General features: G+C 51.0%; 17 protein-coding genes, 4 tRNA genes and 1 pseudogene. 16 read left to right on the top strand and 6 right to left on the bottom strand.

Annotated elements, in window-relative coordinates:
- Window positions 1–272: 272 nt before the first annotated feature.
- Window positions 273–1301: a UDP-N-acetylmuramate dehydrogenase gene (gene murB, locus ACLJXE_RS23505; RefSeq protein WP_410752189.1), complete on the top strand. Its 1029-nt coding sequence runs from the start codon at window positions 273–275 to the stop codon at window positions 1299–1301.
- On the top strand, window positions 1298–2260 hold the full coding sequence (birA, locus tag ACLJXE_RS23510) for a bifunctional biotin--[acetyl-CoA-carboxylase] ligase/biotin operon repressor BirA (protein WP_410752190.1): 963 nt from the start codon (window positions 1298–1300) through the stop codon (window positions 2258–2260). Before murB ends, birA begins: the two co-directional genes overlap by 4 nt.
- A gap of 36 nt (window positions 2261–2296) precedes the next feature.
- Here birA and coaA read toward each other — a convergent pair whose 3' ends face one another.
- Together coaA and ACLJXE_RS23520 are read right to left on the bottom strand one after the other, a co-directional pair.
- Window positions 2297–3247, bottom strand: a complete 951-nt coding sequence (gene coaA, locus ACLJXE_RS23515) for a type I pantothenate kinase (protein WP_271455805.1) — start codon at window positions 3245–3247, stop codon at window positions 2297–2299.
- 290 nt (window positions 3248–3537) lie between these two features.
- Window positions 3538–3618: pseudogene (locus ACLJXE_RS23520) on the bottom strand (hypothetical protein); the annotation flags it as partial.
- A 19-nt stretch (window positions 3619–3637) separates the two neighbouring features.
- Between ACLJXE_RS23520 and ACLJXE_RS23525 the strand changes: the two are divergent.
- From ACLJXE_RS23525 to rpoC, 13 genes are all read left to right on the top strand, one after another.
- Window positions 3638–3713, top strand: a tRNA-Thr gene (locus tag ACLJXE_RS23525).
- Window positions 3714–3721: 8 nt separating this feature from the next.
- Window positions 3722–3806: transfer RNA gene (locus tag ACLJXE_RS23530), tRNA-Tyr, on the top strand.
- A 116-nt stretch (window positions 3807–3922) separates the two neighbouring features.
- Window positions 3923–3997: transfer RNA gene (locus tag ACLJXE_RS23535), tRNA-Gly, on the top strand.
- Between the two features lie 5 nt (window positions 3998–4002).
- Window positions 4003–4078 (top strand) — tRNA-Thr (locus ACLJXE_RS23540).
- Window positions 4079–4197: 119 nt separating this feature from the next.
- Entirely contained in the window at window positions 4198–5382 is a 1185-nt protein-coding gene (gene tuf, locus ACLJXE_RS23545; protein ID WP_042998381.1) for an elongation factor Tu, read from the top strand.
- A gap of 228 nt (window positions 5383–5610) precedes the next feature.
- On the top strand, window positions 5611–5994 hold the full coding sequence (secE, locus tag ACLJXE_RS23550) for a preprotein translocase subunit SecE (RefSeq protein ID WP_003033128.1): 384 nt from the start codon (window positions 5611–5613) through the stop codon (window positions 5992–5994).
- 1 nt (window position 5995) lies between these two features.
- A complete protein-coding gene (gene nusG, locus ACLJXE_RS23555) occupies window positions 5996–6541 on the top strand; it encodes a transcription termination/antitermination protein NusG (protein WP_003033125.1) in 546 nt (181 codons plus the stop codon).
- A gap of 155 nt (window positions 6542–6696) precedes the next feature.
- Entirely contained in the window at window positions 6697–7125 is a 429-nt protein-coding gene (gene rplK, locus ACLJXE_RS23560) for a 50S ribosomal protein L11 (RefSeq protein ID WP_003033122.1), read from the top strand.
- A 3-nt stretch (window positions 7126–7128) separates the two neighbouring features.
- Entirely contained in the window at window positions 7129–7836 is a 708-nt protein-coding gene (rplA, locus tag ACLJXE_RS23565; protein WP_198907431.1) for a 50S ribosomal protein L1, read from the top strand.
- A gap of 293 nt (window positions 7837–8129) precedes the next feature.
- Window positions 8130–8627 (top strand): 50S ribosomal protein L10, encoded by a 498-nt coding sequence (gene rplJ, locus ACLJXE_RS23570; protein ID WP_005132895.1) that lies wholly within the window; start codon window positions 8130–8132, stop codon window positions 8625–8627.
- 66 nt (window positions 8628–8693) lie between these two features.
- Window positions 8694–9059, top strand: a complete 366-nt coding sequence (rplL, locus tag ACLJXE_RS23575; RefSeq protein ID WP_003033114.1) for a 50S ribosomal protein L7/L12 — start codon at window positions 8694–8696, stop codon at window positions 9057–9059.
- Window positions 9060–9379: 320 nt separating this feature from the next.
- Window positions 9380–13408 carry a DNA-directed RNA polymerase subunit beta gene (rpoB, locus tag ACLJXE_RS23580; RefSeq protein WP_199948064.1) on the top strand — a complete coding sequence of 1343 codons (4029 nt, stop codon included), beginning with the start codon at window positions 9380–9382 and terminating at the stop codon, window positions 13406–13408.
- A 76-nt stretch (window positions 13409–13484) separates the two neighbouring features.
- Window positions 13485–17708: a DNA-directed RNA polymerase subunit beta' gene (rpoC, locus tag ACLJXE_RS23585; protein WP_286629343.1), complete on the top strand. Its 4224-nt coding sequence runs from the start codon at window positions 13485–13487 to the stop codon at window positions 17706–17708.
- Between the two features lie 113 nt (window positions 17709–17821).
- On the opposite strand, the gene ACLJXE_RS23590 is transcribed toward rpoC, so the two are convergent.
- Both ACLJXE_RS23590 and ACLJXE_RS23595 read right to left on the bottom strand, forming a co-directional pair.
- Entirely contained in the window at window positions 17822–18139 is a 318-nt protein-coding gene (locus tag ACLJXE_RS23590) for a PTS lactose/cellobiose transporter subunit IIA (RefSeq protein WP_410752191.1), read from the bottom strand.
- Between the two features lie 4 nt (window positions 18140–18143).
- Window positions 18144–18449 carry a PTS sugar transporter subunit IIB gene (locus ACLJXE_RS23595; protein ID WP_410752192.1) on the bottom strand — a complete coding sequence of 102 codons (306 nt, stop codon included), beginning with the start codon at window positions 18447–18449 and terminating at the stop codon, window positions 18144–18146.
- A gap of 1090 nt (window positions 18450–19539) precedes the next feature.
- On the opposite strand from ACLJXE_RS23595, the gene cspA reads away from it, so the two are divergent.
- Window positions 19540–19752, top strand: a complete 213-nt coding sequence (cspA, locus tag ACLJXE_RS23600) for an RNA chaperone/antiterminator CspA (RefSeq protein WP_271442056.1) — start codon at window positions 19540–19542, stop codon at window positions 19750–19752.
- A gap of 119 nt (window positions 19753–19871) precedes the next feature.
- Here the strand turns inward: cspA and thiH are convergent, their stop codons facing one another.
- Window positions 19872–21005 carry a 2-iminoacetate synthase ThiH gene (gene thiH, locus ACLJXE_RS23605; protein ID WP_410752193.1) on the bottom strand — a complete coding sequence of 378 codons (1134 nt, stop codon included), beginning with the start codon at window positions 21003–21005 and terminating at the stop codon, window positions 19872–19874.
- Window positions 21002–21772: a thiazole synthase gene (gene thiG / locus ACLJXE_RS23610; RefSeq protein ID WP_286629340.1), complete on the bottom strand. Its 771-nt coding sequence runs from the start codon at window positions 21770–21772 to the stop codon at window positions 21002–21004. Before thiG ends, thiH begins: the two co-directional genes overlap by 4 nt.

A 21772-nucleotide genomic window follows, 5' to 3' on the forward strand; every position in this document is an offset into this window, starting at 1 on the left:
GGATTTGAACGTTGCGAAGCAACGGCCCGAAGGGTGGCGGGCAGGACGCCCGCCATAAACTGCCAGGCATCAAACAAGTGAAGAAGCCCATTCTGACGGATGGGCTTCTTTGCGTGTGCGAGGGGTGAAAACAGGTGGATGCGGCGTCCCGCCTTATCCGGCCTACGACTGCAGCACTATCGGGTACAAAGCAAACCCGACACTTCCATAAAACAAGCCATCCTGCGGCATATGCGGTAAACTAAGCGCGATTTTGCATCAGGAAAGCGTCTATGAATCACTCCCTTAAAGCCTGGAACACCTTCGGCATTGACCAGTCTGCCAACGAGATTGTTTGTGCTGAAAATGAGCAACAACTATTGAACGCCTGGCAAGCTGCCAATGCATTAAACCATCCGATACTGATTTTGGGTGAGGGGAGTAACGTCCTGTTCCTCGATAATTTCCATGGTACGGTGATCGTTAACCGTATCAAAGGTATAGAGGTGACAGAGAAGCCTGACGCGTGGTATCTACACGTTGGGGCTGGTGAGAACTGGCATCATCTGGTACAGCATACATTGCAGCTTGGCATGCCTGGACTGGAAAACCTGGCGCTTATTCCCGGCTGTGTTGGCTCATCGCCAATCCAGAACATTGGTGCTTATGGTGTGGAACTTCAGCGTGTTTGCGAATATGTGGACTGCATTGAACTGGCGACCGGTAAGCATCTGCGTGTAAGTGCTGCAGAATGTCGTTTCGGTTATCGTGACAGTATCTTTAAGCATGAGTATCAGGATCGCGTCGCGATTGTAGCCGTTGGTCTGCGTTTGTCTAAACAGTGGCAGCCCGTACTGACATACGGCGATTTGACGCGTCTGGATCCTGCAACGGTCACACCTCATCAGGTGTTTGATTCCGTCTGCCACATGCGAACAACAAAGCTGCCTGACCCGAAAATAAACGGTAATGCGGGCAGTTTTTTTAAAAATCCGGTTGTTGCAGCGGAAATTGCACAGGAACTCCTGTCACAATTCCCGACCGCGCCTCACTATCCCCAGGTCGATGGCTCAGTGAAGCTGGCCGCTGGCTGGCTTATCGATCAGTGTCAGCTCAAAGGCATGCGTATTGGTGGTGCAGCAGTACATCAACAGCAGGCACTGGTCCTGATCAATGCGGGTAATGCGACGAGCCAGGATGTCGTGCAACTTGCACATCATGTACGACATAAAGTGGGTGAGAAGTTTAATGTCTGGCTTGAGCCTGAGGTTAGATTTATGGGCCCGCAGGGTGAAGTGAATGCTGTGGAGATCATTACATGAAGGATAATACCGTCCCCCTGACGCTTATCTCATTATTGGCTGATGGCGAATTCCATTCAGGTGAGCAACTCGGTGAAAAACTGGGAATGAGTCGTGCTGCGATCAATAAACACATCCAGACGTTACGCGACTGGGGCGTTGATGTATTTACTGTTCCAGGTAAAGGCTACAGCTTACCAGAGCCCATCCAGCTATTAGACTCATCCGTTATTCATTCTCAACTGGGCGGCGGAAATATCACCGTTCTACCCGTAATCGATTCAACCAACCAGTATCTGCTGGATAGAATTGGGCAACTGGCATCCGGAGATGCCTGCGTGGCGGAGTATCAACAGGCTGGTCGTGGCCGGCGTGGGCGTAAATGGTTTTCGCCATTTGGTGCTAACCTGTATCTCTCTATGTTCTGGCGCCTGGAGCAGGGCCCGGCAGCGGCGATTGGCCTGAGTCTGGTCATTGGTATCGTCATGGCTGAAGTTTTACGCGATCTGGGGGCGGATAAAGTCCGCGTTAAATGGCCTAATGATCTCTACCTGTTCGATCGAAAACTGGCCGGTATACTGGTTGAGCTCACCGGTAAGACTGGTGATGCCGCGCAAATCGTTATTGGTGCCGGAATTAACATGTCTATGCGCCGGGTCGAAGAGAATGTGATTAATCAGGGGTGGATTAACCTACAGGAAGCAGGCATAAACATTGACCGTAATACTCTTGCGGCCCGGTTGATCCGCGAGCTTCGTGCTGCGCTGATACTGTTTGAGCAAGAGGGGTTGGTGCCTTATTTATCACGCTGGAAGGCACTTGATAACTTTATCAACCGCCCTGTTAAACTCATTATTGGCGATAAAGAAATATTTGGTATCTCGCGGGGAATAGATGCTCAAGGTGCACTATTGCTTGAGCAGAATGGTGAGATAAATCCATGGATGGGCGGAGAAATATCGCTCAGAAGTGCAGAATAATAAGAAGAAGGGGAGCATCGGCTCCCCTTTTTTTATTTATTTTCTTAACCTGACTTGCTCAACGGCATGATTGGCGCTCTTGGTCATGATTAAACTGGCTCGCTCACGCGTAGGTAATATATTTTGTTTTAAATTCAACCAGTTAATCTCTTTCCAGAGCGACATTGCTGTATTGATAGCCTCATCCTCGGACAATTTCGCGTAGTTATGGAAATAAGAGTCAGGGTTGGTGAATGCCCCTTCACGAAATTTCAGGAATCGATTGATATACCACGTCTGGAGTAATTCCTCTGGCGCATCAACATAAATAGAAAAATCGACGAAGTCAGAAACAAATACATGATGCGGGTCGTGGGGGTAGTCCATTCCGCTTTGTAATACATTTAACCCTTCGAGAATCAATATATCCGGCTGGGCAACCGTTTTGTCGCCATCAGGGATCACATCATAGATCAGATGAGAATAGACCGGCGCAGTGACGTTAGGGACGCCTGACTTCAGGTCGGAAACAAATTTGACCAGACGGTGCATATCATAAGACTGGGGGAAGCCTTTCTTCTTCATGAGCCCGCGTTCTTTCAACACCTGGTTTGGGTGAAGAAAACCATCGGTCGTAATCAGCTCAACTTTGCGGTGCTCTGGCCAGCGGCTCAGCAGTGCCTGCAAAACGCGCGCGGTTGTACTTTTACCAACTGCAACACTACCTGCAATACTAATGATATAAGGAATACGCTGGCCGTTTGTGCCTAAAAATTGCTCCAGAACAGCCTGGCGTCGCAGGTTTGAACTGATGTAAAAATTTAGCAAACGCGATAGAGGCAAATAAATCTCAGCAACTTCTTCCAGCGATAAGTCTTCGTTAATGCCTTTCAGACGAGCAATCTCTTCCTCGGTCAGGGTCATCGGCACTGAATCACGAAGCGCAGCCCACTGGTTGCGATCAAACTGTAGGTAAGGCGACGTTAACGCTTGCTCTTTTATACTCATACGCATGGTCTGGCTGTCATTGCTATATCAGGTCAGTGATAAAAAACGAAATCATCCCCGGCACGCAATGGCACGCACATTTCAGTTAATTTGGACAATGGGCAGGAGGGTAACACCAGATGAGGGGGAATAATAAGAAAAAATCGTCCCCTGAAAAGCATTGTGACGAGTATTCCAGATGTATAAAGATGTGCTTTCTCTCTGTCCGGACGTGAATAACGGAGCAAAACCCTCTCCAGTTATAACCTCCAACGTTGGAAATTTGTGCAATTCAGACAAGAAATAGATTATTTATCGGACGTATAGTGCAAAATGTGAGCGAAAGAACATTTTATGCAATTTTTTAGTTGCATGAGCACGCAGGTATCCATAAAATGCGCGCTACTTGATGCCGACTTAGCTCAGTAGGTAGAGCAACTGACTTGTAATCAGTAGGTCACCAGTTCGATTCCGGTAGTCGGCACCATCAAGTCCGGTGGGGTTCCCGAGCGGCCAAAGGGAGCAGACTGTAAATCTGCCGTCACAGACTTCGAAGGTTCGAATCCTTCCCCCACCACCACTTTCTGGCAGCGTTATCGCCGCCTGAGTTGGTTAAAAAAATTTAATCAGCTCAAACAAAAAAGAGAGAACTCTCTTTTTTGTTACAGAAAGAACTGGGTAGCCGAGTTTCAGGATGCGGGCATCGTATAATGGCTATTACCTCAGCCTTCCAAGCTGATGATGCGGGTTCGATTCCCGCTGCCCGCTCCAGACGTGCTGATATGGCTCAGTTGGTAGAGCGCACCCTTGGTAAGGGTGAGGTCCCCAGTTCGACTCTGGGTATCAGCACCACTTCACTTCTCCTTCCCGTTTCTCTCTGTTTACTTTTAAAAAGCATTCAACAGCTCAGGTATATTGCCTGGTTGATGTGGTGATATCACCGATTTATCCGTGTCTTAGAGGGACAATCGATGTCTAAAGAAAAATTTGAACGTACTAAACCGCACGTTAACGTCGGTACTATCGGCCACGTTGACCATGGTAAAACAACGCTGACCGCTGCAATCACTACCGTTCTGGCTAAAACCTACGGCGGTGCTGCTCGCGCATTCGATCAGATCGATAACGCGCCGGAAGAAAAAGCTCGTGGTATCACCATCAACACCTCTCACGTTGAATATGACACCCCGACTCGCCACTACGCGCACGTAGACTGCCCGGGCCACGCCGACTATGTTAAAAACATGATCACCGGTGCTGCGCAGATGGACGGCGCGATCCTGGTTGTTGCTGCGACTGACGGCCCGATGCCGCAGACCCGTGAGCACATCCTGCTGGGTCGTCAGGTAGGCGTTCCGTACATCATCGTGTTCCTGAACAAATGTGACATGGTTGATGACGAAGAGCTGCTGGAACTGGTAGAAATGGAAGTTCGTGAACTTCTGTCTCAGTACGATTTCCCGGGCGACGACACGCCGATCGTTCGTGGTTCTGCTCTGAAAGCGCTGGAAGGCGACGCAGAGTGGGAAGCGAAAATCATCGAACTGGCTGGCTTCCTGGATTCTTACATCCCGGAACCAGAGCGTGCGATTGACAAGCCGTTCCTGCTGCCTATCGAAGACGTATTCTCCATCTCCGGTCGTGGTACCGTTGTTACCGGTCGTGTAGAACGCGGTATCATCAAAGTTGGTGAAGAAGTTGAAATCGTTGGTATCAAAGAGACTGCTAAGTCTACCTGTACTGGCGTTGAAATGTTCCGCAAACTGCTGGACGAAGGCCGTGCTGGTGAGAACGTTGGTGTTCTGCTGCGTGGTATCAAACGTGAAGAAATCGAACGTGGTCAGGTACTGGCTAAGCCGGGCTCTATCAAGCCGCACACCAAGTTCGAATCTGAAGTGTACATTCTGTCCAAAGACGAAGGCGGCCGTCATACTCCGTTCTTCAAAGGCTACCGTCCGCAGTTCTACTTCCGTACTACTGACGTGACGGGTACCATCGAACTGCCGGAAGGCGTAGAGATGGTAATGCCGGGCGACAACATCAAAATGGTTGTTACCCTGATCCACCCGATCGCGATGGACGACGGTCTGCGTTTCGCAATCCGTGAAGGCGGCCGTACCGTTGGCGCGGGCGTTGTTGCCAAAGTAATGAGCTAATTGCCGATAACATTTGACGCAATGCGCAATAAAAGGGCATCATTTGATGCCCTTTTTGCACGCTTTCACACCAGAACCTGGCTCATCAGTGATTTTTTTTGTCATAATCATTGCTGAGACAGGCTCTGAAGAGGGCGTTTAGTCCGAAACGCACCAGAGCATTTCGGTTTGGATCGCCTCGCTTACGCGGGGTGAAAATGTTTGTAGATACTTCTGACAGGTTGGTTTATGAGTGCGAATACCGAAGCTCAAGGAAGCGGGCGCGGCCTGGAAGCGATGAAGTGGGTTGTTGTCGCTGTATTGCTGCTTGTAGCTATCGTTGGCAACTACCTCTATCGTGACATGATGCTGCCGCTGCGTGCGCTGGCCGTAGTGATTCTGATTGCTGCAGCAGGTGGTGTTGCGCTGTTGACGACAAAAGGTAAAGCGACCGTTGCTTTTGCCCGTGAAGCGAGAACCGAAGTCCGTAAGGTCATTTGGCCAACTCGCCAGGAAACGCTGCACACCACGCTGATCGTTGCTGCGGTCACTGCGGTAATGTCACTGATCCTGTGGGGACTGGATGGTATTCTGGTTCGCCTGGTATCCTTTATCACTGGCCTGAGGTTCTAAGATGTCTGAAGCCCCTAAAAAGCGCTGGTACGTCGTTCAGGCGTTTTCCGGTTTTGAAGGCCGCGTAGCGACCTCGCTGCGTGAGTATATCAAGTTACAAAATATGGAAGAGTTGTTTGGTGAAGTCATGGTGCCGACCGAAGAAGTGGTCGAAATCCGTGGCGGCCAGCGTCGCAAAAGCGAGCGTAAATTCTTCCCGGGCTATGTACTGGTCCAGATGGTAATGAATGATGCGAGCTGGCACCTGGTGCGCAGCGTGCCGCGTGTGATGGGCTTTATCGGCGGTACATCTGACCGTCCGGCACCTATCAGCGACAAAGAAGTTGATGCGATCATGAACCGCCTGCAGCAGGTTGGTGATAAACCACGTCCGAAAACGATGTTTGAGCCAGGTGAAATGGTTCGTGTTAGCGACGGTCCGTTCGCTGACTTTAACGGTGTGGTTGAAGAAGTGGATTACGAGAAGTCTCGTCTGAAAGTTTCCGTGTCGATCTTCGGTCGTGCGACTCCGGTTGAACTGGACTTCGCTCAGGTTGAAAAAGCCTAACACGTCGATCAAAAAAGCGACGATTTAATCGTTGCACAAGGCGCGAGATTGGAATACAATTTCGCGCCTTTTGTTTTTATGGATTCTGTCCGTAAAACGAATTTAATCACGGGGAGCCTCCTTGAGGCGCTATAACCCAACTAGAGGAATTTAGAATGGCTAAGAAAGTCCAAGCCTATGTCAAGCTGCAGGTTGCAGCTGGTATGGCTAACCCGAGCCCGCCGGTAGGTCCAGCACTGGGTCAACAAGGCGTGAACATCATGGAATTCTGCAAAGCGTTCAACGCAAAAACTGATTCCATGGAAAAAGGTCTGCCGATCCCGGTTGTTATCACCGTTTACGCTGACCGTTCTTTCACTTTCGTTACCAAAACGCCTCCGGCAGCAGTTCTGCTGAAGAAAGCGGCTGGTATCAAGTCTGGTTCCGGTAAGCCGAACAAAGACAAAGTGGGTAAAATTTCCCGCGCTCAGCTGCAGGAAATCGCGCAGACCAAAGCTGCCGACATGACTGGTTCCGACATTGAAGCGATGACTCGCTCCATCGAAGGTACTGCACGTTCCATGGGCCTGGTAGTGGAGGACTAAGAAATGGCTAAACTGACCAAGCGCATGTCCGTGATCCGTGACAAAGTTGATGCTACTAAACAGTACGATATCAACGAAGCTATCGCTCTGCTGAAAGAGCTGGCCACTGCTAAATTCGTAGAAAGCGTAGACGTTGCCGTTAACCTCGGCATCGACGCGCGTAAATCTGACCAGAACGTACGTGGTGCAACTGTACTGCCGCACGGTACTGGCCGTTCCGTTCGCGTAGCCGTATTTACCCAGGGCGCAAACGCTGAAGCTGCTAAAGCTGCAGGCGCTGAGCTGGTAGGTATGGAAGATCTGGCTGACCAGATCAAAAAAGGCGAAATGAACTTTGACGTTGTTATTGCTTCCCCGGATGCAATGCGCGTTGTTGGCCAGCTGGGCCAGGTTCTGGGCCCGCGTGGCCTGATGCCAAACCCGAAAGTTGGTACTGTAACGCCGAACGTTGCTGAAGCAGTTAAGAACGCTAAAGCAGGTCAGGTTCGTTACCGTAACGACAAAAACGGCATCATCCACACTACCATCGGTAAAGTGGATTTTGACGCTGACAAACTGAAAGAAAACCTGGAAGCTCTGCTGGTTGCGCTGAAAAAAGCTAAACCGACTCAGGCTAAAGGCGTGTACATCAAGAAAGTTAGCATCTCCACCACCATGGGTGCTGGTGTTGCCGTTGATCAGGCTGGTCTGAGCGCGTCTGCGAACGTCTAAGATTAGCTTTACGTGGGCGGTGATTTTGTCTACAATCTTCGCCCACGATTCTGTTAGCTTCGGCTGATAGACAACAGATTTGTTCGTTGGAGCCTGGCCTATCCAGGCCTCCGTCGAAGACCGCAGGTGTTTCGTAAGAAACTTAATGCCCTGCGTAGACGGTGACAGAACGCTAAGATTATTTCTGATACTCTGGCTTGTTTCTGCTCACCGTATTTAGACGCTCTCTCCGTTGGGGGGAGTGAAGTGAGTTCCGGAACATGAGTTCCGGCAAACATCCAGGAGCAAAGCTAATGGCTTTAAATCTTCAAGACAAACAAGCGATTGTTGCTGAAGTCAGCGAAGTAGCCAAAGGCGCGCTGTCTGCAGTAGTTGCGGATTCCCGTGGCGTAACTGTAGATAAAATGACTGAACTGCGTAAAGCAGGTCGTGAAGCTGGCGTATACATGCGTGTTGTTCGTAACACCCTGCTGCGCCGCGTCGTTGAAGGTACTCAGTTCGAGTGCCTGAAAGACACGTTTGTTGGTCCGACCCTGATTGCATACTCTATGGAACACCCGGGCGCTGCTGCTCGTCTGTTCAAAGAGTTCGCGAAAGCGAATGCAAAATTTGAGGTCAAAGCCGCAGCCTTTGAAGGTGAGTTGATTACGGCGTCGAATATCGATCGCCTGGCAACTCTGCCGACCTACGAAGAAGCAATTGCACGCCTGATGGCAACCATGAAAGAAGCTTCGGCTGGCAAACTGGTTCGTACTCTGGCTGCTGTACGCGATGCGAAAGAAGCTGCTTAATCGCGGTTATCTTATTCAAGCATCTGCTTACGTATAAACTTATTCTGATTTTCAGGAACAATTTAAATGTCTATCACTAAAGATCAAATCATTGAAGCAGTATCCGCTATGTCCGTAATGGACGTTGTAGAACTGATTTCTGCAATGGAAGAAAAATTCGGTGTTTCCGCTGCTGCTGCTGTAGCTGTAGCTGCTGGCCCGGCTGAAGCTGCTGAAGAAAAAACTGAATTCGACGTAATTCTGAAAGCTGCTGGCGCTAACAAAGTTGCTGTTATCAAAGCAGTACGTGGCGCAACTGGCCTGGGTCTGAAAGAAGCTAAAGACCTGGTAGAATCTGCTCCGGCTGCCCTGAAAGAAGGCATCAGCAAAGACGACGCAGAAGCACTGAAAAAATCTCTGGAAGAAGCTGGCGCTGAAGTTGAAGTTAAATAAGCCAACTTTTCTGGTTGCAGCCTGAGAAATTAGGCTGATGGCTGGTGACTTTTTAGTCACCAGCCTTTTTGCGCTGTAAGGCGCCAGTAGCATTTCACACTGTTTGACTACTGCTGTGCCTTTCAATGCTTGTTTCTATCGACGCCTTAATATACTGCGACAGAGCGTCAGTTCTGTGTAAATCGCAATGAAATGGTTTAAGCGTGATAGCAACAGGCATTGCGGAAAGTATTCGATTTTCCGGTCAACAAAATAGTGTTGCACAAACTGTCCCTTCGTCGGACAGATGGGTCGACTTGTCAGCGAGCTGAGGAACCCTAATGGTTTACTCCTATACCGAGAAAAAACGTATTCGTAAGGATTTTGGTAAACGTCCACAAGTGTTGGACATACCTTATCTCCTTTCTATCCAGCTTGACTCGTTTCAGAAGTTCATCGAGCAAGATCCTGAAGGGCAGTATGGTCTGGAAGCAGCTTTCCGTTCCGTTTTCCCGATTCAGAGCTACAGCGGTAATTCTGAGCTGCAATACGTCAGCTACCGCCTTGGCGAACCGGTGTTTGACGTTCAGGAATGTCAGATCCGTGGCGTGACCTATTCCGCACCGCTGCGCGTAAAACTGCGTCTGGTGATCTACGAGCGCGAAGCGCCGGAAGGCACCGTTAAAGACATTAAAGAACAAGAAGTCTACATGGGCGAAATTCCGCTCATGACTGACAACGGTACCTTTGTTATCAACGGTACTGAGCGTGTTATCGTTTCTCAGCTGCACCGTAGTCCTGGCGTCTTCTTTGACTCCGACAAAGGTAAAACCCACTCTTCGGGTAAAGTGCTGTATAACGCGCGCATCATTCCTTACCGTGGTTCCTGGCTGGACTTCGAATTCGATCCGAAGGACAACCTGTTCGTACGTATTGACCGTCGCCGCAAACTGCCAGCGACCATTATTCTGCGTGCACTGAACTACACCACTGAGCAGATTCTGGATCTGTTCTTTGAGAAAGTTGTTTTCGAAATTCGCGACAACAAGCTGCAGATGGAACTGGTGCCGGAACGCCTGCGTGGTGAAACCGCCTCCTTTGACATTGAAGCTAACGGCAAAGTCTACGTCGAAAAAGGTCGTCGCATCACTGCGCGCCACATTCGCCAACTGGAAAAAGACGATATTAAGCATATCGAAGTTCCGGTTGAATACATTGCGGGTAAAGTTGCGGCTAAAGACTACGTTGACGAATCCACTGGCGAGCTGATCTGCGCAGCTAACATGGAGCTGAGCCTGGATCTGCTGGCTAAGCTGAGCCAGTCTGGTCACAAGCGTATCGAAACGCTGTTCACTAACGATCTGGACCACGGTCCGTACATTTCTGAAACTGTACGTGTCGACCCAACCAACGATCGTCTGAGCGCACTGGTAGAAATCTACCGTATGATGCGCCCTGGTGAGCCGCCGACACGCGAAGCTGCTGAAAGCCTGTTCGAGAACCTGTTCTTCTCCGAAGACCGCTATGACCTGTCTGCGGTTGGTCGTATGAAGTTCAACCGTTCTCTGCTGCGCGACGAAATCGAAGGTTCCGGTATCCTGAGCAAAGACGACATCATTGAAGTGATGAAGAAGCTCATCGATATCCGTAACGGTAAAGGCGAAGTCGATGATATCGACCACCTTGGCAACCGTCGTATCCGTTCCGTAGGCGAAATGGCGGAAAACCAATTCCGCGTTGGCCTGGTACGTGTTGAGCGTGCGGTGAAAGAGCGTCTGTCTCTGGGCGATCTGGATACCCTGATGCCTCAGGATATGATCAACGCCAAGCCGATTTCTGCAGCAGTGAAAGAGTTCTTTGGTTCCAGCCAGCTGTCTCAGTTTATGGACCAGAACAACCCGCTGTCTGAGATTACGCACAAACGTCGTATCTCTGCACTCGGCCCAGGCGGTCTGACCCGTGAACGCGCAGGCTTCGAAGTTCGAGACGTACACCCGACTCACTACGGTCGCGTATGTCCAATCGAAACGCCTGAAGGTCCGAACATCGGTCTGATCAACTCCCTGTCCGTGTATGCACAGACTAACGAATACGGCTTCCTCGAGACTCCGTACCGTAAAGTGACCGACGGTGTTGTAACTGACGAAATTCATTACCTGTCTGCTATTGAAGAAGGCAACTACGTTATCGCTCAGGCGAACTCCAACCTGGATGACGAAGGCCACTTTGTAGAAGATCTGGTTACCTGCCGTAGCAAAGGCGAATCCAGCTTGTTCAGCCGCGACCAGGTTGACTACATGGACGTATCCACCCAGCAGGTGGTATCCGTCGGTGCGTCCCTGATCCCGTTCCTGGAACACGATGACGCCAACCGTGCATTGATGGGTGCGAACATGCAACGTCAGGCGGTTCCGACCCTGCGTGCTGATAAGCCGCTGGTTGGTACCGGTATGGAACGTGCTGTTGCCGTTGACTCCGGTGTTACTGCAGTTGCTAAACGTGGCGGTACTGTTCAGTACGTGGATGCTTCCCGTATCGTTATCAAAGTTAACGAAGACGAGATGTACCCGGGCGAAGCAGGTATCGACATTTATAACCTGACCAAATACACCCGTTCTAACCAGAACACCTGTATCAACCAGATGCCGTGTGTGTCTCTGGGCGAACCGGTTGAACGTGGTGATGTGCTGGCTGACGGTCCGTCCACCGACCTCGGTGAACTGGCACTGGGTCAGAACATGCGCGTGGCATTCATGCCATGGAACGGTTACAACTTCGAAGACTCCATCCTCGTATCCGAGCGTGTTGTCCAGGAAGACCGTTTCACCACCATCCACATTCAGGAACTGGCATGTGTGTCCCGTGACACCAAGCTGGGGCCGGAAGAGATCACCGCTGACATCCCGAACGTGGGTGAAGCTGCGCTCTCCAAACTGGATGAATCCGGTATCGTTTATATCGGTGCGGAAGTGACCGGTGGCGACATTCTGGTAGGTAAGGTAACGCCGAAAGGTGAAACCCAGCTGACCCCAGAAGAGAAGTTGCTGCGTGCGATCTTCGGTGAGAAAGCGTCTGACGTTAAAGACTCTTCTCTGCGCGTGCCAAACGGTGTTTCCGGTACGATTATCGACGTTCAGGTCTTTACTCGCGATGGCGTAGAAAAAGACAAACGTGCGCTGGAAATCGAAGAAATGCAGCTGAAGCAGGCGAAAAAAGACCTGTCTGAAGAACTGCAGATCCTCGAAGCTGGCCTGTTCAGCCGTATCTACGCTGTGCTGGTTGCCGGTGGTGTCGAAGCTGAGAAGCTCGACAAACTGCCACGCGATCGCTGGCTGGAACTCGGCCTGACCGACGAAGAGAAACAGAATCAGCTGGAACAACTGGCTGAGCAGTACGACGAACTGAAACACGAATTCGAGAAAAAACTCGAAGCGAAACGCCGTAAAATCACTCAGGGCGACGATCTGGCACCGGGCGTGCTGAAGATTGTTAAGGTTTATCTGGCGGTTAAACGTCGGATCCAGCCTGGTGATAAAATGGCAGGTCGTCACGGTAACAAGGGTGTAATTTCTAAGATCAACCCGATCGAAGATATGCCACACGATGCTAACGGTACGCCGGTAGACATCGTACTGAACCCGCTGGGCGTACCATCGCGTATGAACATCGGTCAGATCCTTGAAACCCACCTGGGTATGGCTGCGAAAGGTATCGGCGATAAGATCAACGCCATGCTGAAACAGCAGCAGGAAGTCGCGAAACTGCGCGAATTCATCCAGCGTGCTTACGATCTGGGTTCAGATGTTCGTCAGAAAGTTGACCTGAATACCTTCAGCGATGAAGAAGTTCTGCGTCTGGCTGAAAACCTGAAAAAAGGTATGCCGATCGCAACGCCGGTGTTCGACGGTGCGAAAGAGTCTGAAATCAAGGAACTGTTACAGCTGGGTGGCCTGCCGACTTCCGGTCAGATCACGCTGTTCGACGGTCGTACCGGTGAGCAGTTCGAGCGCCAGGTTACCGTTGGCTACATGTACATGCTGAAACTGAACCACCTGGTTGATGACAAGATGCATGCGCGTTCTACCGGTTCTTACAGCCTGGTTACTCAGCAGCCGCTGGGTGGTAAGGCGCAGTTCGGTGGTCAGCGCTTCGGGGAGATGGAAGTGTGGGCGCTTGAAGCATATGGCGCAGCATACACCCTGCAGGAAATGCTCACCGTTAAGTCTGATGACGTGAACGGTCGTACTAAGATGTATAAGAACATCGTGGACGGCAACCATCAGATGGAACCAGGCATGCCAGAATCCTTCAACGTACTGTTGAAAGAGATTCGTTCGCTGGGTATCAACATCGAGCTGGAAGACGAGTAACTCTCGATCAAACAGGTCACTGGTGCTGGCTTAACCGCCAGCGCCAGATTGTGCTAACTCCGACGGGAGCAAATCCGTGAAAGATTTATTAAAGTTTCTGAAAGCGCAGACTAAAACCGAAGAGTTTGATGCGATCAAAATTGCGCTGGCCTCGCCAGACATGATCCGTTCATGGTCTTTCGGTGAAGTTAAGAAGCCGGAAACCATCAACTACCGTACGTTCAAACCTGAGCGTGACGGCCTTTTCTGCGCCCGTATCTTTGGGCCGGTAAAAGACTATGAGTGCCTGTGCGGTAAGTACAAGCGCCTGAAACACCGTGGTGTGATCTGTGAGAAGTGCGGCGTTGAAGTGACCCAGACTAAAGTACGCCGTGAGCGTATGGGCCACATCGAGCTGGCGTCTCCGACTGCTCACATCTGGTTCCTGAAATCTCTGCCGTCCCGTATCGGTCTGCTGCTCGATATGCCACTGCGTGATATCGAACGCGTACTGTACTTCGAATCTTATGTTGTTATCGAAGGCGGTATGACTAATCTGGAACGTCAACAGATCCTGACTGAAGAGCAGTATCTGGACGCGCTGGAAGAGTTCGGTGACGAATTCGACGCGAAGATGGGTGCGGAAGCCATCCAGGCCCTGCTGAAGAGCATGGATCTGGAGCAAGAGTGTGAAACTCTGCGCGAAGAGCTGAACGAAACCAACTCCGAAACCAAGCGTAAGAAGCTGACCAAGCGTATCAAACTGCTGGAAGCATTCGTACAGTCTGGCAACAAGCCAGAGTGGATGATCCTGACCGTTCTGCCGGTTCTGCCGCCAGATCTGCGTCCGCTGGTTCCGCTGGATGGTGGTCGTTTCGCAACCTCAGATCTGAACGATCTGTATCGTCGCGTGATCAACCGTAACAACCGTCTGAAACGCCTGCTGGATCTGGCTGCGCCGGACATCATCGTACGCAACGAAAAACGTATGCTGCAGGAAGCGGTTGACGCCCTGCTGGATAACGGTCGTCGCGGTCGTGCGATCACCGGTTCTAACAAACGTCCTCTGAAATCTTTGGCCGACATGATCAAAGGTAAACAGGGTCGTTTCCGTCAGAACCTGCTCGGTAAGCGTGTTGACTACTCCGGTCGTTCTGTCATCACCGTAGGTCCATACCTGCGTCTGCATCAGTGCGGTCTGCCGAAGAAAATGGCACTGGAACTGTTCAAACCGTTCATCTACGGCAAACTGGAACTGCGTGGCCTCGCCACCACCATCAAAGCCGCTAAGAAAATGGTTGAGCGCGAAGAAGCTGTCGTTTGGGATATCCTGGACGAAGTTATCCGCGAACACCCGGTACTGCTGAACCGTGCACCAACACTGCACCGTCTGGGTATCCAGGCATTTGAACCGGTACTGATCGAAGGTAAAGCTATCCAGTTGCACCCGCTGGTTTGTGCGGCATATAACGCCGACTTCGATGGTGACCAGATGGCTGTTCACGTACCGCTGACGCTGGAAGCTCAGCTCGAAGCGCGTGCGTTGATGATGTCTACCAACAACATCCTGTCTCCGGCGAACGGCGAACCTATCATCGTTCCGTCTCAGGACGTTGTATTGGGTCTGTACTACATGACCCGTGACTGTGTTAACGCCAAAGGCGAAGGCATGGTGCTGACTGGCCCGAAAGAAGCTGAGCGTATTTATCGCGCAGGTCTGGCCTCTCTGCATGCGCGCGTTAAAGTGCGTATCACCGAATACGAAAAAGATGAAAACGGCGAATTCGTTGCGAAAACCAGCCTGAAAGACACGACCGTTGGCCGTGCCATTTTGTGGATGATCGTACCGAAAGGTCTGCCTTTCTCCATCGTCAACCAGGCGCTGGGCAAGAAAGCGATCTCCAAAATGCTGAACACCTGTTACCGCATTCTGGGCCTGAAGCCGACCGTTATCTTCGCTGACCAGACAATGTACACCGGTTTTGCTTATGCAGCGCGTTCAGGTGCATCTGTTGGTATTGATGACATGGTCATCCCAGAGAAGAAACACGAGATCATCTCTGAAGCAGAAGCTGAAGTTGCTGAGATCCAGGAGCAGTTCCAGTCTGGTCTGGTAACCGCAGGCGAACGCTATAACAAAGTTATCGATATCTGGGCTGCGGCGAACGATCGTGTATCCAAAGCGATGATGGATAACCTGCAAACCGAAACCGTTATTAACCGTGACGGTCAGGAAGAGCAGCAGGTTTCCTTCAACAGCATCTACATGATGGCCGACTCCGGTGCGCGTGGTTCTGCAGCACAGATTCGTCAGCTGGCAGGTATGCGTGGTCTGATGGCGAAGCCAGATGGCTCCATCATCGAAACGCCAATCACCGCGAACTTCCGCGAAGGTCTGAACGTACTCCAGTACTTCATCTCCACTCACGGTGCGCGTAAAGGTCTGGCGGATACCGCACTGAAAACAGCGAACTCCGGTTATCTGACTCGTCGTCTGGTTGACGTCGCGCAGGACCTGGTTGTTACTGAAGACGATTGCGGCACTCTGGAAGGCATCACCATGACCCCGGTTATCGAGGGTGGTGACGTTAAAGAGCCGCTGCGCGATCGCGTTCTGGGTCGTGTGACTGCTGAAGACGTTCTGAAGCCGGGTACGGCGGATATTCTGGTTCCTCGCAATACGCTGCTGCACGAACAGTGGTGTGACCTGCTGGAAGAGAACTCCGTTGACTCCGTCAAAGTACGTTCCGTTGTATCCTGTGACACCGACTTTGGTGTATGTGCGCACTGCTACGGTCGTGACCTGGCGCGTGGCCACATCATCAACAAAGGTGAAGCAATCGGTGTTATCGCGGCACAGTCCATCGGTGAACCGGGTACACAGCTGACAATGCGTACGTTCCACATCGGTGGTGCGGCATCTCGTGCGGCTGCTGAATCCAGCATCCAGGTGAAAAACAAAGGTAGCATCCGTCTGAGCAATGCGAAGTCGGTTGTGAACTCCAGCGGTAAACTGGTTATCACCTCACGTAACACCGAACTGAAACTGATCGACGAATTCGGCCGTACCAAAGAAAGCTATAAAGTGCCTTACGGCTCTGTTATGGCGAAAGGTGATGGCGAACAGGTTGCTGGCGGCGAAACCGTAGCAAACTGGGATCCGCATACCATGCCGGTTATCACCGAAGTGAGTGGTTTCGTCCGCTTCACTGACATGATCGACGGCCAGACCATTACTCGTCAGACCGACGAGCTGACCGGTCTGTCTTCTCTGGTTGTTCTGGATTCTGCAGAGCGTACTGCGGGTGGTAAAGACCTGCGTCCGGCACTGAAAATTGTTGATGCTCAGGGCAACGACGTTCTGATCCCAGGCACCGACATGCCTGCTCAGTACTTCCTGCCGGGTAAAGCGATTGTTCAGCTGGAAGATGGCGTACAGATCAGCTCTGGTGACACCCTGGCGCGTGTTCCGCAGGAATCCGGCGGTACCAAGGATATCACCGGTGGTCTGCCGCGCGTTGCGGATCTGTTCGAAGCCCGTCGTCCGAAAGAGCCGGCAATCCTTGCGGAAATCAGCGGTATCATTTCCTTCGGTAAAGAAACCAAAGGTAAGCGTCGTCTGGTTATCACTCCGGTAGATGGCAGCGAACCGTACGAAGAGATGATTCCGAAATGGCGTCAGCTCAACGTGTTCGAAGGTGAACGTGTAGAACGTGGTGACGTCGTTTCCGACGGTCCGGAAGCGCCGCACGATATCCTGCGTCTGCGTGGTGTTCATGCTGTAACTCGTTACATCGTTAACGAAGTTCAGGACGTATACCGTCTGCAGGGTGTTAAGATTAACGATAAACACATCGAAGTTATCGTTCGTCAGATGCTGCGTAAAGCAACCATCGAAAATGCTGGTAGCTCCGACTTCCTCGAAGGCGAGCAGGTTGAATACTCCCGCGTCAAGATCGCTAACCGCGAGCTGGAAGCGAACGGCAAAGTGGGTGCAACATTCTCCCGCGATCTGCTGGGTATCACCAAAGCGTCTCTGGCAACCGAGTCCTTCATCTCCGCGGCATCGTTCCAGGAGACGACTCGCGTGCTGACCGAAGCGGCCGTTGCGGGCAAACGTGACGAACTGCGCGGTCTGAAAGAGAACGTCATCGTGGGTCGTCTGATCCCGGCTGGTACGGGTTATGCGTACCACCAGGATCGTATGCGCCGCCGCGCAGCAGGCGAACTGCCAGCTGCTCCGCAGGTCACTGCTGAAGATGCTTCTGCCAGCCTGGCAGAATTGTTGAACGCAGGTCTGGGTGGTTCTGATAACGATTAATCGTTGTTGACCCTAATAAAAAACCCGCTTCGGCGGGTTTTTTTATGCCTGATAGCGCTGTGTTTATCAGGCCTACGGACAGTTGTTTTGTAAGCCGCCATCCGGCTGTGTTTTCAATTCATCGGCGGTAAGCGCCGATAAAGTTCAATCATGTCGCCCGCCAGATCCTGAATCACCATCGCGTTCATCAAATGGTCCTGCGAATGGACGGTGATGAGATTGACCGGTAACTTTCCCGTACCTTCGTCGATACCGATAAGTTGGGTCTGGATTTTATGCGCCTGTTTGACGTATTCACGTGATTCAGCCATTGCGACTTCCGCACCGGCGAAATCACCTTTGCGTGCCAGTTGCAATGCTGTGAGGGCCTGGCTGCGGGCTGCACCCGCATTCACGAGTAATTCCATGATGGTTGTTTCTAACTCTTCCATGCCATTACTCCAGCAGTTTCAGTGCTTTGTCCAGTACGGCATCACCTTTCATCATGCCGTAATCCATCATATCGATCACCGCGACCTTTTTACCTAACGGGTCTGCAAGCGCCTGAAGCTTGGCCTGTTCATACTTAACCTGCGGACCGAGTAAAACAATATCTGCAGTGGCGATATGTTCTTCAAACTCAGCCACGGGGACTGCTTTGATAGTCACATCGACGCCTTTTTTTTGCGCAGCATCTTTCATCCTTTGCACCAGCATGCTGGTGGACATCCCGGCGGCACAGCATAAAACGATGTTCTTCATAGTTAGTCTCGATCAACGGGTATTTATTGATAATTATCTCGTGCGGGCAACAGCAACAACCGCTTTGCGACGATTGTGTGTCTGGCATCACAAAGAAATGCCATTTTTTCTGAAACCGGTTACAAACAAGGCTCTGGCCGGTCTGGTCTGACCCAAAAAGCAGTTTTCCCATATTGTTCAGGCGTAGATATTAATAATTACTGTCAATAAAGACATGTTATTAAAAACAGTATTGACACTGTTTTTTAAACCCGTATGTTAATACTTAACAGCGGAGAAATAGTCATTTGCTGTTAAATTAGTAAGTGTTAGTAGCGTTTGATAGGGGGTTGCGATAAGGGCCACGAAATATTCTGTTGTATGGGATAGTCGATGCTGACGTTATTATCTTTGCACATCGACAATGTTTTCAGGCTCTGTAGTTGATGTATCTAATCGCAAAGTAATCAAGAACGTGCGACGATGTAAGGCCATGATTTAATAGTTAATGTTGGCAGGTTTCTTTTATAAGAGCTTGCAAGGGAAGTAAGGCCACGCATCAAAGAGTATATGTCGCAAGGGGAAGTGTACTTGTTTAGGTCGCCATTCTTGAGTTTTATTATCAAGTTGGCTGGGTTTATTTAACGATAAATAGAGGAAAGTGTTAGTCAGTATCAGCATCCAATATTATCTGTGATAAACGTGTACATTTAAAATGTAGTATCAACAGCAGTAAACACTTGTTAAGTCTATTAATGTTAAATCTGAAGTTTGTAGTAACTTAAAGCCCTGACTGCAACGGTCAGGGCTTTTATTATTTATACATCAATACGTTACCTTTCCGCGCAGACGCACTGGTTCAACATTGCGCCTGTTGATGGATATTAAATAAATTAATGCTTGCATAATGATTAGAAGCAAGTCTACTATAATGGCATCGGTTTGGAACACAGACCTTATGTAAGCAGTTTTAGTAAAGCAGTTCTCAGTTCAAGCGTTATCCTCAGATACTCTTCATCGTGAGCCTCCTCCTAAGTGCCCCATAAGTTAATTTCTGCAAAACAGGCCATCTTCGCTGCATAAGCGGCTCAAAACATGAAAGGAAGTATCTATGTCTAACAAAATGACTGGTTTAGTAAAATGGTTTAACCCTGAAAAAGGCTTTGGCTTTATCACTCCTCAGGACGGTGGCAAAGATGTATTTGTGCATTTTTCAGCCATCCAGAGCAACGATTTTAAAACCTTAGACGAAGGTCAAAAAGTGGAGTTCTCTGTTGAGAACGGCGCTAAAGGTCCGTCTGCTGTTAACGTTATCGCGCTGTAAGTGCCGATAATCCCACGAGCACTTGCGATAGCGATGAAGGCCAGAGCCTGAGCAGATAAGTGTCAGTGAATAAAAAACCCGCGACAGCGGGTTTTTTCGTTTATGCGATCTCCTCAGATTTATGACACCTGAGGCCTCCTTCCCAGATAGCTGTCCCAGTCTTTCCACACGGGTTGTAATCCCTGTGCAATCAATGCGTCGGCAACGGTTTCCGGGCGACGATCGTCGTGCGGAGAAAACTGTTCCAGTTCAGGATGATTATCAGCATAACCACCGGGTTGCGTTTTCGAGAAAGCACTGACGTTGTTGATCGCCAGTGGGATCACATGGTCGCGGAACCACGGAGACTCACGGGTGGAAAGCGACAGTTCAATTTCCGGCGACAGCAAGCGAAATGCACAAATGGTTTGCACCAACTGGCGTTCATCCATAATTGATGCCGGCTCAATACCTCCGGTACACGGACGTAGCCTCGGGAAGGAGATGGAGTAACGGCTCTGCCAGTAATGTTGCTGCATCCACAGCAAATGTTCGGCGACCATATAACAATCCACCCGCCAGCTATCGGACAAACCAATCAACGCTCCCAGGCCGATTTTATCGATACCTGCGCGCCCCAGTCTGTCTGGCGTGTCCAGCCTCCAGAAGAAATCCTGTTTTTTCCCTTTCAGATGGTGCCGGGCATAAACCGCTTCATGGTAGCTCTCCTGATACACCATTACTCCATCCAGTCCCAGCGTCTTCAGCTCTGCATACTCTGCTTCTGACAGCGGTTGCACCTCCATCTGTAAAGAGGCGAACTGGCGGCGAATGGCGGGTAAATGGCGACGAAAGTAATCCATACCGACTTTGGCCTGATGTTCGCCAGTGACTAACAGCAGGTGTTCGAAACCCAGCTCGCGAATGGCCGCGCACTCCCGGCTAATCTCATCTTTGTCCAGTGTTTTGCGCTTAATACGGTTGCTCATAGAGAAGCCGCAGTAGGTACAGTCATTGGCACACAGATTAGAGAGATACAGCGGGACGTAAAAACTGACGGTGTTGCCAAAGCGCTGGCGAGTAAGTTTCTGCGCTCGCTGCGCCAGCGGCTCCAGATAGGCGGCGGCGGCAGGGGAGAGCAAGGCCATCAAATCATCACGCGTGGGTTGCGAGACATTGATCGCCCGTTCCACATCCGCAGCGGTTTTACTGTGGATGCGCAGGCGGATGTCGTCCCAGTCCAGTTGTCGCCAGCGATCGGCGAAAGTTTTCATGAGAAGGCCTCCAGAAACCCAGTGAGTGGGCTGGTGGCACAGGCGTTGGTGCTGCGTACACCGGGCACGGCCTGGCGCGCCAGCAGACCTGCTTCAACCGCCAGACGGAAAGCGGTTGCCATCATCACCGGATCGTCAGCCACGGCAATGGCTGTGTTGACCAGCACCGCATCGGCCCCCATCTCCAGCGCCTGCGTAGCGTGGCTGGGAACACCGATGCCTGCATCGATCACCACCGGAACGGTTGCCTGCTGGATAATAATCTCCAGCATCGCGCGGGTTTCCAGCCCCTGGTTAGAACCGATGGGTGCGCCAAGCGGCATGACCGCAGCACAACCCACTTCTTCTAACCGTTTGCACAGCACCGGATCTGCGCTGCAGTAGGGCAGAACCACAAAGCCCTGCTTTACCAGTGCTTCGGCGGCTTTCAGGGTTTCGATAGGATCTGGCAGTAGCCAGCGAGCGTCAGGGTGGATTTCCAGTTTCAGCCAGCGTGTCCCTAGCGCTTCACGTGCCAGTTGGGCGGCAAAGATAGCTTCCTCTGCCGTTTTGGCCCCTGAAGTGTTAGGCAGAAGAGTGACGCCGGCTTCGATAAGCGGTGTCAGAATCGCGTCGTTGTGCTGTCGTAGATCCACGCGCTTCATTGCCAGCGTCACCAGCTGGCTACCAGAGGCGCGAATGGCATCGACCATCAGCTGTGATGAGGCGAATTTCCCGGTGCCAGTAAACAGATGTGAATCAAACGTTTTGTCGGCAATACGTAACAT

Source organism: Citrobacter sp. U14242 (genome assembly GCF_046555775.1).
GTDB lineage: Bacteria > Pseudomonadota > Gammaproteobacteria > Enterobacterales > Enterobacteriaceae > Citrobacter.